Origin of the sequence: Lacrimispora sinapis (assembly GCF_043633585.1) — a bacterium.
GTDB lineage: Bacteria > Bacillota > Clostridia > Lachnospirales > Lachnospiraceae > Lacrimispora > Lacrimispora sinapis.
This window is the reverse complement of sequence record NZ_CP141832.1, coordinates 2294521-2314206: the sequence shown is the minus strand read 5'-3', so window position 1 is coordinate 2314206 and position 19686 is coordinate 2294521. Positions and strand designations below refer to the sequence as shown.

The following is a 19686-nucleotide window of genomic DNA, read 5'->3' as shown; positions in this document are numbered from 1 at the left end:
TAAAATATTTGTGGATATCTTAAAATCAGGTGGTATAATGTTTAGGAAGAAACAGAACAAGAAAGGACTGCATTAACATGGTATCATTGATCCTGCATCTGATCGTTCCAATGTTTTTTTATTCTGGAGTGACCAGTTTTTTGTTTCTGGGTTTGAAGCTGGATGCTCTGGCCGCTACGGGGTTCGCTGCTGCGGTCTGCGCTCCGTTATTTTATACCATTTACCGCAGAGATCAGAGAGAGAGGGGAATCGGCAAAGCGATCCGTCTAAGTCTTCACGGCTGCTTTTTCCATATCCTGGTCATGGGCTGGGCTCTATGTGTGTGCGGCAATGAGATCATTGCCCTTCTGGGGCTGGCTCACAGCTCGCAGACTTACGAAGAAGTAAGACATGCCCTCTATGCACCGCCGGTGCCGGTACAGATTCTGGCCTCCGGTTTTTTGATCCCTGTCACAGAAGAACTGATGTTTCGGGGACTTGGTTTTTTGACCCTTAGGGACAGGCTTTCTTTCTGGCCTTCCGCAGTCTTGTCGTCGGCTCTGTTTGGGATTTACCATGGAAATCTCCCCCAGGGAGTATATGCTTTTTTGATTGGCATGGCAGTAGCCTGGCTCTGTGAGGTTTCAAAAACCTTACTGGCGCCCTGCCTGCTCCATATGTCAGCCAATTTATTGTCACTGCTTGTGACGAATACCGTATTTGCGGGTAGGTTGTTTGAATCGGAAAAAAAGACGGTTATGGCAGCTTTTGCGCTCCTGTCCTTTGCATTAGCCGTAGCATGTGCTGTCCGGATCAACAGCAAAAACAAACTAAAGGAGGATATGGTGTGAAACTCTTATCTGTGGCAATTCCCTGCTATAATTCTGAAGCTTATATGAGGCACTGCATTGATTCGCTGCTGCCAGGAGGGGATGAGGTCGAGATTCTTATTGTAGATGACGGTTCGACCAAAGACCGCACTGCCATGATTGCAGATGAATACGAAAAAAATTATCCCGGTATATGCCGGGCCATTCATCAGGAGAATGGAGGTCATGGAGCTGCGGTCAATGCCGGGCTTAAGAATGCGACCGGAATCTATTTTAAGGTAGTAGACAGTGATGACTGGGTGGATAAAGCCTCCTATATGGAGATATTGGATACCTTGAGAGGCTTTGTATACGGAGAAAAGACACTGGATATGCTGGTAAGCAATTTCGTTTATGAAAAGCAGGGAGCGAAGAGAAAAAAAGTGATGCATTACCGTACCGCACTTCCCCAGAATGAATTGTTTGACTGGGATGATGTAAAGGTGTTTATGCTTGGACAGTACATTCTGATGCATTCTGTCATTTACCGGACTGAGCTTTTAAAGCAGTGCGGACTGGAGCTTCCAAAGCATACCTTTTATGTGGACAACATTTTTGTATATCAGCCGCTGCCCCATGTGAAGACCATGTATTACCTTAACGTGAATTTTTACCGGTATTTCATCGGAAGAGAAGACCAGTCTGTCAATGAAACCATTATGATCGGACGGATCGACCAGCAGATCCGGGTGACCAAGCTGATGCTTGGCTACTATGATGTGACAAAGATCAAGCAGTGGAAGCTGCGTCACTATATGGTGCGGTATCTGGAGATTATGATGACCATTTCCTCCATTCTGGCCATCAAATCCGAATCTGAAGAGAATATGGAAAAGAAAAAGGAACTATGGCAGTATTTGAGGAAAGAGAATTTTAAGCTCTATCTGAGACTTAGATGGGGATTTTTAGGCCAGGGAGTCAATCTTCCCGGCAAAAGCGGAAGAAAATTCCCCATAGCGATTTATAAAATGACCCAGAAATTTTTTGGGTTTAATTAAAAAAGTCCCCGGCGGAATCATCACCGCCGGGGACTTTTTCTAACTGATTGCTTTTTCAGTAACTTTATTTCTCTTTGGCTCATAGCTTCCGGCATATACGAACTGATACATAATATAAGCCATTACAATGGCGCCTAAGCCGTCAAACGCAGAATGCTGCTTTAAGAAGACCGTAGCCAGACAGATGGAAACCATGAGGAGAAAAGAAGCCGCTTTTATCAGGTGGTGTCTTTTCAGCCGTTCACTTTTTAAAATGGCAAAATGGACACAGATGGAATTATAAACGTGAATACTTGGAAATACATTGGTACAGGTGTCTGCGGAATAAAGTATGGAAACGATTTTTGTAAAAATATTCTTACTGGGATCAATAACAGGTCTGAAATCGGTTCCATTTGGAAATACGGTGCAGATCATCAGGCTGATGGTCATACCCGTAAAGAGCATGGTACATAACCGGTAATAGCTTTTCACATCCGTAAAGAAGAAATATCCCACAGCACCGGCCACGTAAACAAACCATAAAAGGTATGGAATGATGAAATATTCATTAAAAGGAATAAGATCATCAATGGCAACGTACATGATGTGGTAATTGCTCGTTACGGTCTTTTCCAGGTAAAAAAACCATGGAAGATAAATAAAAGCGTAGCTGAGTATCCAGACATGCCTGTATTTACTTAATTTATTTTTCATTTAAGTCACCATTCTCCGTTCTTTTGGTCAGGATTTATTTGATCAACTTTCGAGGATTATATCATACTCGTTTTAACTGTACAATAGTATTTCAGAAATGTTAATATTTTATTCGGGGAAGATTAATTTTCCAGACAAAATCTGGCAGCAAACCGATGGGAATATGGATTGCAGACAAGGGCCAGTGACGGTACCTAAATATAATCTTTTTATAAAATGGTTGATAGAGAGACAATCTTTGTGTATAGTATATAAGCAGACTTTTGTGAGCAGACAATGAAAATCAGGAAAACATAACGGTGAAAATTGCAGGCGGAAGCCATTTAGCGGCTTTGTCAGCGTGCCTGTTTGATAACGATAGGAAATCCAGTATTCTAGCTGTGACGGGAGGCGTGCTTTTGTAGGTCTTTGTTCATGGCATTCTAAGATTCTGGTAGGAAGAAGGACAGAATGGAACGAAAGAATGAAGAGGGATTGACAGAAAAAGAGTTTCTTTTACAGTACCGTCCCGGAGACTACGAACGTCCATCGGTAACAGTTGATGTGCTGATTTTTGCGGTGGATGAGGAAGATGCTGAGGCGGAAGCGGAGATCCTGCTCATCCGGCGGAAAAATCACCCCTGCATTGGCCAGTGGGCCATACCGGGAGGCTTTGCAGGCATTGATGAGTCCCTGGAGGAAGCGGCAGCAAGAGAACTGTTTGAAGAGACCGGCTTAAAGGGAATCTGCCTGGAACAGCTCTATACCTGGGGGACTGTAAAAAGGGACCCGCGGACAAGAGTGATCTCCGTATCTTATCTTGCCGCAGTTCCAAAGAATCAGTTGAACCCTGTGGCAGCCGATGACGCGGAAAAGGCAGGCTGGTTTAAGGTAAAGAAAAAGAAACTTTCGGATTTGGAGAACGGCTCCACCTATTCTCTTACGGTTGAGAATGACGAAGATCACATTTACATGACATACCGGATCACGGAAACCTATGACCGCCAGGGTCTTATGTGGAAGAAAGAGACGGATATTGAACTTCTGCCGGCGATTGATATGTTGGAACAGGAAAAGCTTGCATTTGACCATGCAGAAATCCTAAATGCGGCGATGGACCGGCTGGAAGAACTGGAAAAAGAATACAGGGAACAGGAATTTTGATATAAGCGCATCATCTCACAGGGATGATGCGTTTTTTGCTGCCGGACGTTTGTAAGAAAAACTTAATCGGAAAATTTTGGATTTTATGCTATACTGTTGGAAGAAATCATATAAGCAGTGAAAACGATACAGGAGAGAAACGGAAATGACAAATAAATCACCAAGACTATGGAGTCTTGCAATCAGTTTCAGCATACTCGCATCCATCCCGGCTTATGGCACCGTCCCCGTTGTACAGCCTTTTCCAGGCTCTTCCGGTCAGACCTCGGAGACCACAGCCGGAACCGTTGCAGGACCGGGGGCTTCTCTGTCCGGTCAAAAGCCGGCAGAGACTTCCGCCGGAACCCAGACCCAGGAAGAAAACGGGACTGCCAACGTATCACAGCCTCAGATTTTATCGGAAGGGGCCGTTCTTCTGGACGCTTCCACCGGAACCGTTCTCTATGGAAAGAATGCGGAAACCAGATATTATCCGGCCAGCATCACAAAGCTTATGACCGCTCTTATTGTGGCAGAAAAAGCCAGCCTTTCCGATACGGTTACATATTCAAAAACCGCCACAACCAATCTGGAGTCAGGAGCTGTAACGCTGGGACTTGTAGAAGGGGACAGGCTGACCGTGGAGCAATCCCTTTACGGCCTTATGCTGAAATCCGCCAATGAAGCCGCCAATGGTCTGGCAGAGCACGTTTCAGGCAGTATAAGTGCGTTTTGTGCACAGATGAACGCCAGGGCAAAGGAGCTTGGGTGTACCAACACCAACTTTGTCAATCCCAATGGCCTCAATCATTCCGATCATTATACCACGCCTCATGATATGGCTCTGATTGCCAGGGCGGCATTTAACAATGATATCGTAAGAAAAGTCGCTTCAACCACAAGCTACCAGATTCCTGCTACAAAAAAAGCAGGAGCCAGAACCGTTACCATGGGACATAAGATGCTCCATCCTTCTGATTCACGCTATTATCCTGGTGTCATTGGCGGTAAGACCGGTTATACGTCTCTTGCGGGAAATACGCTGGTCACCTGTGCGGAAAAGAACGGTGTCCGACTGGTCGCAGTGGTGATGAAGAGCAGATCCACCCATTATTCAGATACCAAAGCCCTGTTGGATTACGGATTTGCCGTTAAGGCGGGCGCAACCAGCGTATCCTCAAATTCCTCCACCGGCTGGGAAAAGAATGGAACGAAATGGTACTATAAAAAGCCGGATGGCAGGAAGGCCAGTCAGGAATGGCTGAAGGTAGACGGAGCCGACTATTATTTTGATTCCGACGGAACCATGGCCACCGGCTGGAGGGAGTTTCCCGGCAATGTGTGGTATTACTTCCGGTCAAGCGGCGCCCTGGCCCGTAATTACTGGGTGAAAAGCAGCGGTAAGTGGTATTATATCGGAGGAGACGGCACCATGCTGAAGAATGCGGTCACACCTGACGGATATCAGGTGGATTCCGCCGGAGTATGGATTCCGTAGAAGCCGTTTATGCATAAAAAAAGAGCCTGAATGGCTCTTTTTTTATGTCAGATTATATCCTGGTGCAGTCAGATCTATTTTGTTTCCTTCTGGATTGATTCGTCAGATACTTCACAGATATCAGCCCTGTATTCCATAATCTCTTCTACGCTGCAATCAAGAATTTTGCAGAGCATGTCAATGGTATGAGTGGATACATAGTTATTTTTCTTAAGTCTCCCGATTTGTCCCGCACTAACCTTATAATACTTGATCAGATGATACTGGCTGACATTTTTCTTTTTCATGGTCTCCCATAGTCTGTCAAAAACAATCATATGTGTCACCTCTAAATATTATTAAACCGTGAGTATCTGCTATTGCATATTATCCATAAATGGTATATATTATGAGAAAGGAGGTATGTACAAATGAAAAAAAGCGTTTTCAATGTAATTTACTATCTGATATGTTTTTTTATTATCTGCGGTTCCATTTACCGGCTGGCGTTCACGATACCGCCGCAGCCAGGAACTCCTGGGTATAATGAGTACCTTTTCAGTACTCTTGTCATGGGTGTGGGCATCGGCCTGCTTGTGATACTGCCCAATATCGTAATTGATTGCCAGCCGGGTGGATGGTTTTCTTAGGCTTGACGAGGACGGGTTCTTCATTGTATGATGAAAAGACAGCAGAAAAAAATTGGAAGTTGAGGAAAACAGATGTTAATTGCTGTTGGAGCTTTTTGTCTGGTGATTGCTGCAGGTTTCCTGCTGCGTTCCGAATATGAAAAAGAACAGCTGTCCGAAGAACGAATGGTCATAGAAAGCCGTAAGATCAGAAAGGATCATACGATTCTTTTCCTTTCTGATCTTCATAATCATCAGTTTGGTGAGGACAATGTAAGGCTTCTTGAAGCGGTGGACCGGATCAATCCCGATCTCATCCTGGTGGGAGGCGATATGTTAGTCAGTAAGGGAACTGCAGAAACGTCGGTTCCCTTAAAGTTAATGGAAAAACTTGCGGCTAAGTACCCTGTAATTTATGGAAACGGCAATCATGAAAACCGGATGTGCTGGGAGCGCTCCGTCTATGGCCGCCAGTATGAAACATACACAAGCCGTTTGAAACAGCTTGGAGTGACTGTTTTGGAAAACAGGACACGGCATTTCGGCGATGACGTAGCAGTGACCGGTATTGATCTGGACCCTTGCTATTACCGCAAATTCAGCCGCGAAATATTAACTCGGGAAGAGATACAAAAAAAGGTGGGAAAGGCAGACAAAGAACGGTTTCAGATCCTTCTTTGCCATTCCCCCCTTTATTTTCGTGGATGCTTGGACTGGGGAGCTGATTTGACCCTGTCCGGACACTTTCATGGAGGTACCATAAGGCTTCCCCTTCTCGGAGGCGTAATGACTCCCCAGTATCAGTTCTTTCACCCTTATTGTGCCGGTTTTTTTGAAAAGGATCATAAGTACATGATCGTCAGCCGGGGACTTGGCACCCATTCCATCAACATACGCTTGAACAACAAACCCCAGCTGGTAGTAGTGGATTTAAAAGCAAAAGCATGATTTTGGGCCTGGCATATGTTTACAGATGAGGCAGGATTTGTTATACTAGTCCATAGTGCGTTACATATGTTTTGGAGGAAATTATGGGAATCTCTTATAAACTGGATAATTTCGAGGGTCCGCTGGATCTGCTGCTTCATTTGATTGAAAAGAATAAAGTAAATATTTATGATATTCCCATTGTGACCATTACACAGCAGTACTTAGACTATGTCAGCCATATGGAGACAGAGGATTTAAATATGGTCAGTGAATTTCTGGTCATGGCTGCAACACTGATTGACATCAAGGCGCGTATGCTTCTCCCCAAGGAAGTCAATGAGGAGGGAGAGGAAGAAGATCCCAGAGCAGAGCTGGTGGCACGTCTTCTGGAATATAAATATTATAAATACATGTCTCTGGAACTGAAGGACCGGGAGATAGGGGCAGAACGGCTGTTTTTTAAAACCTCCACGGTGCCGCCGGAAGTGGCAAAGTACGAGCCTCCGGTGGATTTAGACAAGCTCCTTGACGGACTTACCCTGGCAAGGCTTCAGGAAATATTCCGGGCGGTCACAAAGCGCAAGTCGGATCGCGTGGATCCCATCAGAAGCCGCTTTGGCAACATCCGAAAGGAATCCGTCAGTCTGGAGGATAAAATAAAATCGGTCATGTCTTATGCCAGAAAACACCGGAAATTTTCATTTCGCAGGATGCTGGAGAGGCAGGCGGATAAGGTCGAGGTGGTAGTGACATTTTTAGCGCTTCTGGAGCTTATGAAGATCGGAAAGATCCATTTGACCCAGGAGCATTTATTTGAGGATATGTTGATCGAGACTCTGGAAGCAGAAGGCGAAGAAGGGGAGTTGGATTTGACGGATATTATGGAAGACGGAGAAGGATTCAGGGGAGAGGATACAGATGGATAAAGAAACTCTTTTAGAAGAAGGACCGAAGAAGATCACAAAAGAGGAAAAGATCTGGGAAGCTGCAATAGAAGCCGTCCTTTTTACCATGGGCGATTCCGTGGAACTTAGCCGTCTGGCAGCAGCCATCGGCCAGGATGAGAAGACAGCAAAAGAGGCCGTTCTCCGCCTGAAAAAACGTTACGATACGGGAAAGCGGGGGATACAGATCATTGAACTGGAAAACCGTTACCAGATGTGTACCCGCTCCGAATACTACGAACATTTGATCCGGGTGGCGGCGGCACCTAAAAAGCAGGTATTGACCGATGTCATATTAGAGACACTATCCATTATCGCTTATAAACAGCCGGTGACAAAGCTGGAGATTGAGAAGATCCGGGGGGTAAAATCCGATCATGTCGTGAATAAGCTTGTGGAATATAACCTGGTCTATGAAGTGGGACGTCTTGACGCCCCCGGACGTCCCGCATTGTTTGCGACAACAGAAGAATTTTTAAGAAGATTCGGAATCGGTTCCACGCAGAACCTGCCGGTTGCAGATCCTGTGGTTGCGGCTGAAATCCGCATGGAGGTAGAGGAGGAACTGTCTGGCAGCGGTGTTCTGATGCCGGAAGAAGAAAAAATAGAAGATGAATTTCAGGAGGAAATAACGTGACAGGAACCATAAAGATAAAGTATTTTACAGATAAGATTGAACGCCTTTGCTATGTAGGAGGGAAATCTGACTGGATCGACCTGCGGGCGGCCGAAGAGGTGGAGATGAAAGCAGGAGAATTTCAACTGATTCCCCTGGGCATTGCCATGGAACTCCCTGCTGGTTATGAGGCCCACGTGGTTCCGAGAAGCAGTACTTTTAAAAATTACGGAGTGATTCAGACCAACAGCATGGGCATCATTGATGAGACTTACTGCGGAGACAATGACCAGTGGTTCTTTCCTGCCTATGCGCTTCGGGACACGGTAATCCACGTCAATGACAGGATCTGCCAGTTCCGTATTATGGAACACCAGCCGGCCATTGAATTTCAGGAAGTGGACCAGCTGGGTCATGAGGACCGGGGCGGTCACGGAAGTACGGGGAAACAATGACATTCATAGCTTTTATAAAGTTGGAGATAATAGCATGAGAAGGAAAACAGGATATGCGGCGGTTGTTCTTTCGTTAAGCCTGGTGCTTTCACTGGCTGCAGGCTGCGGGGGCAGAGACAACCGGTATTCCTACCGGGAAGCCGGAATTACAGCACTGAATGAAGGCAATTATGAAGAGGCCATCGAATCCTTTGATAAAGCCATCAACGTCTCAAAAGGCCTGGTTGGAAAAGTGGATATGGATATACTCAAATACCGGGCGGAGGCAGAGTATTTATCCGGCAATTATAAGGAGGCTGTCAATACTTACGACAAACTTATAAAAGCCGATGGCCGGAAACCGGAGTATTTGAATCTGCGCTCCGTTTCAAAAGCGGAAACCGGAGATGTTAAGGGAGCACTGGAAGATTATCGGAAAAGCACAGAGCTTGATAAGGACGGAAAGGCACCGGGAAGGCTCAATGCCCTTCTTGCCACAGGAGCTTTAATGGAAAAGGGCGGGGCTGCAGATGATGCCATGTCCCTTTATCAAGAGGCGCTGCAGGCGGGAGAAAATAACGCCCGGCTGTTGAACCGTATGGGATTATGCAGTATGGCAAAAGAAGATTATGATGCGGCGGTCGGTTACTTTGAACAGGGGCTTTCAGCACAAGACAGTGCAAAGGTACCTGAACTGCTGTTCAATCAGGCGGTTGCCAAAGAGTATCAGGGAGCGTTTAAAGAGGCTCTTGAATTGATGCAGAAGTATGTCTCCGTTCACGGCCCGGATGAAGCGGCAGAGCGGGAGATCACATTTTTAAAAACTAGATAGGTTGGAAGAATCCATGGCAGAACTGATCGATTTAAAAGAAGTAGAAGAAAGAGTCATTCTGGTTGCAGTCAGCACCGGAGACGGGGCAGATGCGGCAGCCTCTCTCGATGAACTGGAGGAACTTGTCAAGACCGCAGGAGCGGTCACTGCAGACAAGGTGATCCAAAACAGGGAACGGATCCATCCTGGCACTTATCTTGGAAAAGGAAAGATTCAGGAGATCAAAGAACGTGTCTGGGAGCTTGATGCGACCGGCGTGGTCTGCGACGATGAACTGTCTCCGGCCCAGATGAGGAATCTGGAACAGGAATTGGATATAAAGGTGATGGACCGCACCATGGTGATTCTGGATATTTTTGCTTCCAGAGCCACCACCAGAGAAGGGAAGATCCAGGTGGAGCTGGCCCAGCTGCGTTACCGTTCGGCACGTCTGGTAGGACTCCGCAGTTCCTTATCCCGTCTGGGAGGCGGAATCGGAACCAGAGGACCAGGAGAGAAAAAGCTTGAGATGGACCGCCGCCTGATCCATGACCGGATCAGTATATTGAAGGCGGAACTGGAAGATGTGAAGCGCCACCGGGAGGTTGCAAGGCAGCAGAGGGATAAAAACCATGTTCCTGTTGCCGCCATTGTCGGATATACCAATGCCGGAAAATCCACGCTTTTAAACCGGCTGACCGATGCCGGGATCCTTGCGGAGGATAAGCTGTTTGCCACGCTGGACCCCACCACCAGGAATTTGAACCTTCCCGGAGGCCAGCAGGTACTTTTGACGGATACCGTAGGCTTTATCCGGAAATTGCCGCATCATCTGATCGAAGCTTTTAAAAGCACTCTGGAGGAAGCCAAATACAGTGATGTGATCCTTCATGTGGTGGATGCTTCCAATCCACAGATGGACATGCAGATGTATGTGGTCTATGAAACGCTCCGTGAACTGGGAGTCAGCGATAAGATTATGGTTACTGTGTTTAATAAAATGGATGCGGCAGACTCAGAGATCACCCTGCGCGATGTGACCTCGGATCACCAGGTAAGGATCTCTGCAAAGACCGGAGAAGGGCTTGAGGATCTATTAAACCTGTTGGAAACCATATTGAGAAACCAAAAGATCTATCTGGAAAAAACGTATTCTTACAAAGAAGCAGGTAAAATCCAGATGATCCGCAAATACGGACAGCTCTTAACGGAAGAATACCGGGAAGACGGTATTTTTGTAAGTGCTTATGTGCCATCGGAACTTTTTGCCAGTCTGGCAGATAGTACCGATGTGATTGACGACTAAAGAAAACACAATATGTAGAGATGGTGTTAAAAACTAATCTACATATTGTGTTTTTATTTTCGCTCTGTTATAATACCAATGTATGAAATAAATAAAGTCATTATGGGGTTCTCAAAGGAAAGGAGTTTGGTTCAAATGATCCAAGTGGTAAAAAGAGATGGAGAGAATGCGGAATTCAGCCTGAATAAGATCTCCGAGGCGATTAAAAAGGCATTAAAAGCGACCCAAAAAGAGTTTAATGAGGAAATCCTTGAATTATTATCTCTTCGGGTAACGTCTGATTTTCAGAAAAAGATGACAGGGGGGGCAATCTCGGTGGAAGACATCCAGGACAGCGTAGAGCACGTTCTGGAACAGGCAGGCTACACGGATGTAGCAAAGGCTTACATATTGTACCGGAAGCAGAGAGAAAAAATACGGAATATGAAAAACACCATCCTGGACTACAAGGATGTGGTGAACAGCTATGTGAAGGTGGAAGACTGGCGTGTGAAGGAAAATTCCACTGTCACCTATTCCGTAGGCGGGCTGATTCTCAGCAATTCCGGAGCAGTGACTGCAAATTACTGGCTTTCAGAGATCTATGACCAGGAGATCGCAGCCGCCCATAGAAATGCAGATTTGCACATCCATGATCTGTCCATGCTGACCGGATATTGTGCCGGCTGGTCATTAAAACAGCTGCTTTTGGAAGGACTTGGCGGAATACCGGGTAAGATTACCTCTTCACCTGCAAGACATTTATCTGTGCTCTGCAACCAGATGGTTAATTTTCTCGGAATCATGCAGAACGAATGGGCGGGTGCCCAGGCTTTTTCCTCCTTTGATACATATCTTGCACCGTTTGTAAAGGCGGACAACTTATCCTATGAAGAAGTGAAAAAGTGCATCGAGACCTTTATTTTTGGTGTGAATACGCCAAGCCGCTGGGGAACACAGGCTCCCTTTTCCAATATCACCCTTGACTGGACCGTTCCTTCTGATATGGCAGAGTTAAATGCCATTGTAGGCGGAAAAGAGATGGACTTTAAATATAAAGACTGCAAAAAAGAAATGGATATGGTTAATAAGGCATTTATTGAGACCATGATCGAAGGCGATGCCAATGGACGTGGATTCCAATATCCCATTCCCACCTACTCCATAACAAAGGATTTTGACTGGTCCGATACAGAAAATAACCGGCTTCTTTTTGAAATGACCTCTAAATACGGAACCCCTTATTTTTCAAACTATATCAACAGCGATATGGAACCAAGTGATGTAAGAAGCATGTGCTGCCGTTTAAGGCTTGATCTTCGGGAATTAAGAAGAAAGACCGGCGGATTCTTCGGCTCCGGGGAAAGCACCGGCTCCGTAGGCGTTGTGACCATCAATATGCCGAGGATCGCCTATCTTGCCAAAGATGAAGCTGATTTTTACAGCCGTTTGGATCATATGATGGATATTTCCGCAAGATCTTTAAAGGTTAAGCGGGAGGTTATCACAAAATTATTGAATCAGGGATTGTATCCCTATACGAAACGGTACCTTGGTACCTTTGAAAATCATTTTTCCACCATTGGACTCATTGGAATGAATGAAGCCGGACTGAATGCAAGATGGTTGAATGAGGATCTATCCAGTGCAAGGACCCAGAAGTTTACAAAGGATGTGCTCAATCACATGCGGGAAAGACTTTCGGACTATCAGGAACAGTACGGGGATCTTTACAACCTGGAAGCCACTCCCGCAGAATCCACGGCCTACCGTCTGGCAAAGCATGATAAGGAACGCTATCCGGGAATTAAAACTGCAGGCAAGGAAGGGGATTCTCCTTATTACACCAACAGTTCCCATCTCCCTGTGGATTTCACCGCGGATATTTTTGATGCCCTGGATATCCAGGATGAGCTGCAGACGCTTTATACTTCAGGAACCGTATTTCACGCATTTCTTGGTGAAAAGCTCCCGGACTGGGCTGCCGCAGCCAAGCTTGTGAAAACCATTGCGGAGCATTATAAACTGCCTTACTACACCCTGTCTCCAACCTATTCCATCTGTTCGGAGCATGGTTATCTGGCAGGGGAGCACAGCACGTGCCCTGTCTGCGGAAAAGGGGCGGAGGTATACAGCCGGATCACCGGATACTACCGGCCGGTACAGAACTGGAATGAAGGGAAGACCCAGGAATATAAAAACAGGACCATGTATGATTTTACCAGTTCTGTTCTAAAAAAGAAAGAATCCATGGACCAGCCGGAAAAGGCTTCCGTTAAAAAGACAGAGATTCCTGCCGGAGCCTATCTCTTTACCACCAAGACATGTCCCAACTGCCGCACTGCAAAGAAATTTTTGCAGCATGTGAATTATGAGACCATAGATGCGGAGGAGAATAAAGAACTGGCGGAAACGCTTGGAATCATGCAGGCACCGACTCTTGTGGTCGTAAAGAATGGTCTGATCCAAAAAATTACCAATGCTTCCGACATCAGAAGATATGCGGAACGTGCAGGCTCATAAAATATCGTTAAATGAGATCCGCAGGTTCTGTGATTTAAGCTGTTAAAAAATCTGCCCTGGCAGTAAAAAGTGACAGATGGTTATAAAAAAAGATTCCGCAGCCGAAAGGTACGGAATCTTTTTTTATGGGTGCTTATATTTCATAATGGTGGTATTCTCCATCCAGTCGTTTCTGTTCTTCCACCAAATCGGCAAGCGTAATGTTGTCGATGACACCGGAGATGGCCTGATCCAACTTTTTCCATACCATAAGACTTGCACAGATATCCGCACGATGACAATGGTTCACCTCATCCTCCATGCAGGCTACCGGGACAAGACTGCCCTCTGCAAGACGCAGAATCATGCCTACGGTATACTCAGAAGGATCTTTGGTAAGGAAATAACCGCCTTTTGCGCCCCTGCGGCTTTTCACATAACCGGCTCTGCTCAGGACCGTAACGATCTGTTCCAAATATTTGTCTGATATCTCCTGGCGCTCCGCCACCTGATTGATCTTGGTGCATTCGTTCGGATGAAGTGCAAATTCAAGCATCATCCGAAGCGCGTAGCGTCCTCTGGTAGAAAATGTCATTGCTTAAAAGTCTCCTTCCCGATTAATCTTATATACTTAGTAGGATATTAAAATATTTTACATGAAACACTTTAAAAAGTAAACCTCAAATTCTCCGGCTTCCCAATTTGGAAAAATGGATGTATACTAATACACATTGGGAGGATGGAAAAAGTAGGAGGATTATTTGTGAGTAACAAACATAAATCAAACCAGGTAATCATGACGGAAGGTGTGATTTGGAAACAGCTTCTCATTTTTTCCATGCCGCTGCTCATTGGGAACTTGTTTCAACAGCTTTATAATACTGCAGATTCTATCGTAGTAGGCAATTTTGTGGGAAGTGATGCTCTGGCTGCCGTAGGTTCAAGCAATTCCCTGATTAACTTAATCATTGGCATGTCCATGGGAATCGGCACAGGTGCGGGTGTTATCATTTCCCAGTATTACGGAGCAAAGGATGAGGAAAAGCTTCACTGGGCTGTTCATACCTCCATTGCCTTAAGTCTTGTGGGCGGCATTCTTTTAACGGTTATTGGAGTCATTTTGTCCCCCCTTCTTTTGATCTGGATGGGGACGCCGGAGGAGGTTTTGCCCAGCTCTGTTTCTTTTTTAAGAATCTATTTTTTAGGGTCTGTCTTTAATCTGGTCTATAACATGGGGGCAGGCATTTTAAGAGCGGTGGGAGATTCCAAAAGGCCTCTGTACTATCTGTGCGTTTCTTCTATTGTAAATATTGGATTGGATATTGTATTTGTAGTAGGGTTTGGTATGGGAACAGCAGGAGCCGGGTATGCAACGGTGGCAGCACAGGCGGTATCCTCCGTTCTTATTATGACAGCCCTTATTAAGACCCGGGAAAATTACCGTCTCATACCTTCAAAGATCCGCATCGACAAACGGATGATGATGAGAATCTTAAAGCTGGGAATCCCAAGCGGCATCCAGCAGTCCATCATTTCCCTGTCCAATGTTATTGTACAAGCCAATGTAAACGGCTACGGACCTGCCGCAATGGCAGGATTTGGTGCATACAGTAAGGTTGATGGGTTTGCCATGCTGCCTCTGCAAAGCTTCTGTCTTGCGGCTACCACATTTACTGGCCAGAACATCGGTGCAGGCAAGTGGAAGCGGGTAAAGCAGGGCATGGTACAGGGCATCGTCATCAGCATGATCTATACGGCACTGATTTCTGTGATTTTATTTTTGGATGCGGAACGGATTCTTGGAATCTTTTCGCCGGATAAAGATGTAATCTCGTTTGGAAGAAAGACCATGCTCATACTGCTGCCGTTTTATTGGACCTTAGCCATCCATCAGATTTTAATGGGAAGCATCCGCGGCAGCGGAAGGACCGTGGTTTCCATGCTGATTGGTGTGGGGAATATGTGTATTCTGCGTATGATATACATCAATCTGCTGGTGCCATTTTTCCCCAGTTTTGAAGCGGTATTGTGGTGTTATCCTATCACATGGATAACAACAACGGTCATGGATTCAATCTACTCGTTAAAAGCAAAATGGATACCGGAAGGTATTGAAAAACAGATAGGAGATGAAACAGGATGAAGCATGGATATATCCGGGTTGCAGCAGCAACCCCTGATGTGAAAGTGGCAGATCCGGAATTTAACCGAAAGAGGATCTGTGAACAGCTGGAAGAAGGAATAAAAAATCATGTAAAAATAATGGTGTTTCCGGAGCTGTGTCTTACCGCCTATACCTGCGGGGACCTATTTGGACAGGACGCCCTGCTGGCTAAGGCAAAGGAAGAGCTGAAACAGATTTTAAATGTCACCGAGGGCCATGATCTCCTTGCCTTTATCGGCATGCCGTGGGAGAATCATGGGAAACTGTATAATACGGCGGTAGCGGTCCAGGATGGCAGAGTCCTTGGAATTGTCCCGAAGACCAATCTGCCCAATTATTCGGAGTTTTACGAGCTGCGTTATTTCCAGCCGGGTAATGAACTGCCTGTGACCGTAAAATGGGAGGGCATAGAGATTCCCATGGGCACCAACCTTTTGTTTGCCTGTGAGGAAATTCCTCAGCTTATGATCGCCGCAGAAGTTTGTGAGGATGCATGGGTACCCAATCCGCCATCCATCCGCCATGTGCTGGCCGGCGCGACGGTAATCGCCAACTGCTCTGCCAGTGACGAGACGACAGGCAAGGATATCTACCGCAGAAGCCTGATCTCCGGACATTCCGCCAGTCTTGTATGCGGATATATCTATGCCAATGCAGGAGAAGGGGAGTCAACCCAGGACCTGGTGTTCGGAGGGCAGAACCTTATTTGCGAAAATGGGACACTCCTTGCGGAATCCAGGCGATTTGGCAATAAAACGGTGTATGGAGATATGGACCTGGAACGCCTCAATCATGAAAGACGCCGGATGAGCACCTTTCCGGCTGCGGACAGGAGGGATTACAGGGTGGTTCCTTTTCACATGAAAAAGGAAGAACTGGAACTGAAACGCTACATTGATCCAAGACCATTTGTGCCGGATGATGAAGCGGAGCGGAGCAGAAGATGTGAGGAGATTCTGTCCATACAGGCCATGGGGCTGAAAAAAAGGCTTTCCCATACAGGCTGTAAGCATGTGGTGATCGGCATCTCCGGCGGTCTGGATTCCACATTGGCTCTTCTTGTAACCGCTAGAGCGTTTGATATGTTAGAAATCCCAAGAAATCAAATCCATGCAGTGACCATGCCCTGTTTTGGAACTACAGACAGAACCTACCAAAATGCCTGTCTGCTGACCAAAAAGCTGAATGCCGAACTGCTTGAGGTGAATATAAAGGAAGCCGTCAGTCTTCACTTCAGGGATATCGGACAGGATCCGGAGGTCCATGATGTGACGTATGAAAATTCCCAGGCAAGGGAACGTACCCAGATTCTTATGGATCTGGCAAACCGTCTGAACGGACTGGTTGTAGGAACCGGAGATATGTCGGAGCTGGCCCTTGGCTGGGCTACTTATAACGGAGACCATATGTCCATGTACGGGGTCAATTCCTCCGTTCCAAAAACTCTGGTGCGTCATCTGGTCCGGTATTACGCGGACACCTGCGGGGAGGAGGAGTTAAGAGATGTGCTTATGGATGTGTTGGATACTCCCGTAAGCCCGGAACTTCTGCCGCCCAGGGACGGAAAGATTGCCCAGAAGACCGAGGATTTAGTAGGTCCCTATGAGCTTCACGATTTCTTCCTCTATCAGATTTTGAGATTTGGATACCACCCGGAAAAGATATATCGGATGGCAGTTTCTGCATTTGGGGATGGATATGAAAAAGAAACGATTTTAAAATGGCTGAAGGTATTTTACCGCAGGTTTTTCAGTCAGCAGTTTAAACGTTCCTGCATGCCTGACGGGCCGAAAGTGGGTTCCGTTGCCGTATCCCCCAGGGGAGATCTGCGTATGCCCAGTGATGCGGTAAGCCGTTTGTGGCTGGAAGAACTGGATAATTTATAGAAAGAGGTACATTATGATAACCAGCAGTGCCAATGCAAAGGTCAAACAGGTGATGAGCCTGGCAAAGAAGTCCAAAGCCAGAAAGCTTAGCGGTCTTTTTGTTGCAGAAGGCTTACGGATGTTTAAGGAAATACCAAAAGACAGGATCGACAGTGTTTATGTCTCGGAAAGCTTTTTAAAGGATGAATCCCGTAAAAAGCTGGTGTCCGGTTTGGTGTATGAGACGGTGGCGGACGACGTTTTCAGCACAATGTCCGATACCCGGACACCACAGGGGATTTTAGCACTGGTCAGACAGTATGCTTACAAAATCGAAGATCTTCTGAGCCAAAAGAAACCTGCATTCCTCATGATCCTGGAAAATATTCAGGATCCGGGAAATCTTGGGACCATTCTCCGGGCGGGAGAGGGGGCTGGAATCACCGGTGTCCTTATGGATGATACGACTGCAGATATTTACAATCCAAAGGTGATCCGTTCCACCATGGGCTCCATCTGCCGGGTTCCTTTTGTGTATACGGATGATCTTTCCGCTGATTTAAAGTTATTAAAAGAAAAAGGTGTCACATTATATGCCGCCCATCTCGACGGCAGGAATAATTATGAAAAAGAGGATTATACTGTTAATACAGGCTTTTTGATCGGAAATGAAGGAAATGGTCTGACCGATGAAACGGCTGCCCTGGCAGATGCTTTTGTAAAAATCCCCATGATGGGCAAGGTGGAGTCCCTAAATGCGGCGGTCGCAGCTTCTGTACTGATGTTTGAGACAGCAAGACAGCGCAGGCAATGACCGTCAGAAAAACGTAAGGCTTTTCATAGTCAGAAATATTGAGAAATATTCAAACATATAGTATGATAGTATTACAAACAGATTTGCCGTATTCGGCAGGGAAGGGGAATGATAAGATGGAAGCGATCTATTGGTTGATTGCCTTCGTGGTGCTTCTGGGAGTTGAAGCGCTTACCATGGCTCTTACCACCATCTGGTTTGCAGGGGGCGCACTGGTTGCATTTTTGCTGGCCTTGTTTGGCGTCAATGTACAGGTACAGCTGGTGTTTTTTGTAATAGTGTCCTTTATTCTTTTGTTTTTTACCAGACCAATTGCACTTCGATATGTAAATAAGAATACCGTAAAGACAAATTTAGACAGTCTGGTCGGCAGGCACGCAAAGGTTACAGTCGAGATCAATAATATGGAGGCAAAGGGTGCTGTATTGCTCAACGGACAGGAATGGACTGCAAGAGCATTTTCAGATGAAAAGATTTATCCGGCAGGCACTATGGTGGAAGTAAAAGAGATACGAGGTGTCAAGTTAATTGTAAGTAAGGCAGAGGAGGAACTATAGTATGGGAGCAATTGGATTTACTGCAGTAATCATTATATTAATTATTATTTTGGCCCTTTTGGCATCGTGTATCAGAATTGTGCCGCAGGCCCAGGCATTGGTTGTAGAACGTTTGGGAGCATTTTTGGAAACATGGTCCGTCGGTGTTCATATTAAGCTGCCCATCGTTGACCGTGTGGCAAAGCGTGTGAATTTAAAGGAACAGGTAGCAGATTTTCCGCCACAGCCTGTTATAACGAAGGATAATGTTACCATGAGAATCGATACGGTAGTCTTTTTCCAGATTACAGATCCTAAGCTTTATGCATATGGAGTGGAAAATCCCATTATGGCGATTGAGAATTTAACCGCCACGACCCTTCGTAACATCATCGGTGATCTGGAACTGGATCAGACCTTAACCTCCAGAGAGACCATCAATGCAAAGATGAGAGAAACCCTTGACATCGCCACGGACCCATGGGGAATCAAAGTAAACCGTGTGGAGCTTAAAAACATTATGCCTCCGGCCGCTATCCAGGATGCCATGGAGAAACAGATGAAGGCAGAGCGTGAACGCCGTGAGTCCATTTTAAGAGCAGAAGGTGAGAAGAAATCCACCGTTCTTGTGGCAGAGGGTCATAAAGAATCCGCTATTTTAGACGCTGAGGCTGAGAAGCAGGCCGCAATTCTTCGGGCGGAAGCTGAAAAGGAAAAGAAGATCCGAGAGGCTGAGGGTGAGGCTGAGGCGATCTTAAAGGTCCAGCAGGCGAAGGCAGATGGAATCCGTATGATAAGAGAAGCCGGGGCGGATCAATCTGTTCTGGTATTAAAGAGCCTGGAAGCATTTGCGGCAGCTGCTGACGGTAAGGCGACGAAAATTATCATCCCATCTGAAATCCAGGGATTGGCAGGATTGGTTTCTTCTATCACAGAAATTCCAAAAGATCCCCAGTAATCAGAGTTTAAAGGTATCGCAGCAGGAGGCAGAGTCTCTTGCTGCGTTTTTCGGTCA

The 19686-nt window shown here is 46.1% G+C and carries 20 protein-coding genes; 17 read left to right on the top strand and 3 right to left on the bottom strand.

Annotated features, from left to right (window positions below; all coding sequences use genetic code 11):
- Nucleotides 1-77 precede the first annotated feature (77 nt).
- Nucleotides 78-830: a CPBP family intramembrane glutamic endopeptidase gene (locus VIG27_RS10780; RefSeq protein ID WP_394522517.1), complete on the top strand. Its 753-nt coding sequence runs from the start codon at nt 78-80 to the stop codon at nt 828-830.
- Nucleotides 827-1846: a glycosyltransferase family 2 protein gene (locus tag VIG27_RS10775; protein WP_394522515.1), complete on the top strand. Its 1020-nt coding sequence runs from the start codon at nt 827-829 to the stop codon at nt 1844-1846. The genes VIG27_RS10780 and VIG27_RS10775 overlap by 4 nt, the downstream gene beginning before the upstream one ends.
- A 39-nt stretch (nt 1847-1885) precedes the next feature.
- Here VIG27_RS10775 and VIG27_RS10770 read toward each other — a convergent pair whose 3' ends face one another.
- Nucleotides 1886-2542 carry a phosphoesterase gene (locus VIG27_RS10770; RefSeq protein WP_394522514.1) on the bottom strand — a complete coding sequence of 219 codons (657 nt, stop codon included), beginning with the start codon at nt 2540-2542 and terminating at the stop codon, nt 1886-1888.
- Between the two features lie 450 nt (nt 2543-2992).
- Here VIG27_RS10770 and VIG27_RS10765 point away from each other — a divergent pair, with 450 nt between their 5' ends.
- On the top strand, nt 2993-3685 hold the full coding sequence (locus tag VIG27_RS10765; RefSeq protein WP_394522513.1) for an NUDIX domain-containing protein: 693 nt from the start codon (nt 2993-2995) through the stop codon (nt 3683-3685).
- Nucleotides 3686-3830: 145 nt separating this feature from the next.
- The gene (locus tag VIG27_RS10760) at nt 3831-5162 is read left to right on the top strand and encodes a serine hydrolase (protein ID WP_394522512.1); all 1332 of its coding nucleotides are present in this window, start codon (nt 3831-3833) and stop codon (nt 5160-5162) included.
- 74 nt (nt 5163-5236) lie between these two features.
- Here the strand turns inward: VIG27_RS10760 and VIG27_RS10755 are convergent, their stop codons facing one another.
- The gene (locus VIG27_RS10755) at nt 5237-5479 is read right to left on the bottom strand and encodes a helix-turn-helix domain-containing protein (RefSeq protein ID WP_394522510.1); all 243 of its coding nucleotides are present in this window, start codon (nt 5477-5479) and stop codon (nt 5237-5239) included.
- Nucleotides 5480-5572: 93 nt separating this feature from the next.
- On the opposite strand from VIG27_RS10755, the gene VIG27_RS10750 reads away from it, so the two are divergent.
- From VIG27_RS10750 to VIG27_RS10715, 8 genes are all read left to right on the top strand, one after another.
- Entirely contained in the window at nt 5573-5791 is a 219-nt protein-coding gene (locus VIG27_RS10750; protein ID WP_394522509.1) for a hypothetical protein, read from the top strand.
- Between the two features lie 72 nt (nt 5792-5863).
- Complete coding sequence (locus VIG27_RS10745) at nt 5864-6718, top strand: metallophosphoesterase (RefSeq protein WP_394522508.1); 855 nt, start codon at nt 5864-5866, stop codon at nt 6716-6718.
- Nucleotides 6719-6798: 80 nt separating this feature from the next.
- Nucleotides 6799-7626 (top strand): segregation and condensation protein A, encoded by an 828-nt coding sequence (locus VIG27_RS10740; RefSeq protein ID WP_394527522.1) that lies wholly within the window; start codon nt 6799-6801, stop codon nt 7624-7626.
- Nucleotides 7619-8281, top strand: a complete 663-nt coding sequence (scpB, locus tag VIG27_RS10735) for an SMC-Scp complex subunit ScpB (protein WP_394522507.1) — start codon at nt 7619-7621, stop codon at nt 8279-8281. Before VIG27_RS10740 ends, scpB begins: the two co-directional genes overlap by 8 nt.
- On the top strand, nt 8278-8715 hold the full coding sequence (locus VIG27_RS10730; protein WP_394522506.1) for a dUTP diphosphatase: 438 nt from the start codon (nt 8278-8280) through the stop codon (nt 8713-8715). The genes scpB and VIG27_RS10730 overlap by 4 nt, the downstream gene beginning before the upstream one ends.
- A gap of 34 nt (nt 8716-8749) precedes the next feature.
- On the top strand, nt 8750-9526 hold the full coding sequence (locus tag VIG27_RS10725; RefSeq protein ID WP_394522505.1) for a tetratricopeptide repeat protein: 777 nt from the start codon (nt 8750-8752) through the stop codon (nt 9524-9526).
- A gap of 13 nt (nt 9527-9539) precedes the next feature.
- Nucleotides 9540-10811: a GTPase HflX gene (hflX, locus tag VIG27_RS10720; RefSeq protein ID WP_394522504.1), complete on the top strand. Its 1272-nt coding sequence runs from the start codon at nt 9540-9542 to the stop codon at nt 10809-10811.
- A 135-nt stretch (nt 10812-10946) separates the two neighbouring features.
- On the top strand, nt 10947-13313 hold the full coding sequence (locus VIG27_RS10715; RefSeq protein ID WP_394522503.1) for a ribonucleoside triphosphate reductase: 2367 nt from the start codon (nt 10947-10949) through the stop codon (nt 13311-13313).
- Nucleotides 13314-13446: 133 nt separating this feature from the next.
- Here the strand turns inward: VIG27_RS10715 and VIG27_RS10710 are convergent, their stop codons facing one another.
- Nucleotides 13447-13887, bottom strand: coding sequence for an RrF2 family transcriptional regulator (locus VIG27_RS10710; protein WP_394522502.1), 441 nt, complete (start codon nt 13885-13887; stop codon nt 13447-13449).
- Nucleotides 13888-14088: 201 nt separating this feature from the next.
- Between VIG27_RS10710 and VIG27_RS10705 the strand changes: the two genes are divergently transcribed.
- From VIG27_RS10705 to VIG27_RS10685, 5 genes are all read left to right on the top strand, one after another.
- Complete coding sequence (locus VIG27_RS10705) at nt 14089-15435, top strand: MATE family efflux transporter (protein WP_394527519.1); 1347 nt, start codon at nt 14089-14091, stop codon at nt 15433-15435.
- Nucleotides 15432-17342: an NAD(+) synthase gene (locus VIG27_RS10700; RefSeq protein ID WP_394522501.1), complete on the top strand. Its 1911-nt coding sequence runs from the start codon at nt 15432-15434 to the stop codon at nt 17340-17342. Before VIG27_RS10705 ends, VIG27_RS10700 begins: the two co-directional genes overlap by 4 nt.
- A 13-nt stretch (nt 17343-17355) precedes the next feature.
- The gene (locus VIG27_RS10695) at nt 17356-18135 is read left to right on the top strand and encodes a TrmH family RNA methyltransferase (RefSeq protein WP_394522499.1); all 780 of its coding nucleotides are present in this window, start codon (nt 17356-17358) and stop codon (nt 18133-18135) included.
- Between the two features lie 116 nt (nt 18136-18251).
- The gene (locus VIG27_RS10690) at nt 18252-18692 is read left to right on the top strand and encodes an NfeD family protein (RefSeq protein ID WP_394522498.1); all 441 of its coding nucleotides are present in this window, start codon (nt 18252-18254) and stop codon (nt 18690-18692) included.
- Nucleotide 18693: 1 nt separating this feature from the next.
- Nucleotides 18694-19629 carry an SPFH domain-containing protein gene (locus tag VIG27_RS10685; RefSeq protein WP_394522497.1) on the top strand — a complete coding sequence of 312 codons (936 nt, stop codon included), beginning with the start codon at nt 18694-18696 and terminating at the stop codon, nt 19627-19629.
- Nucleotides 19630-19686: the final 57 nt, after the last annotated feature.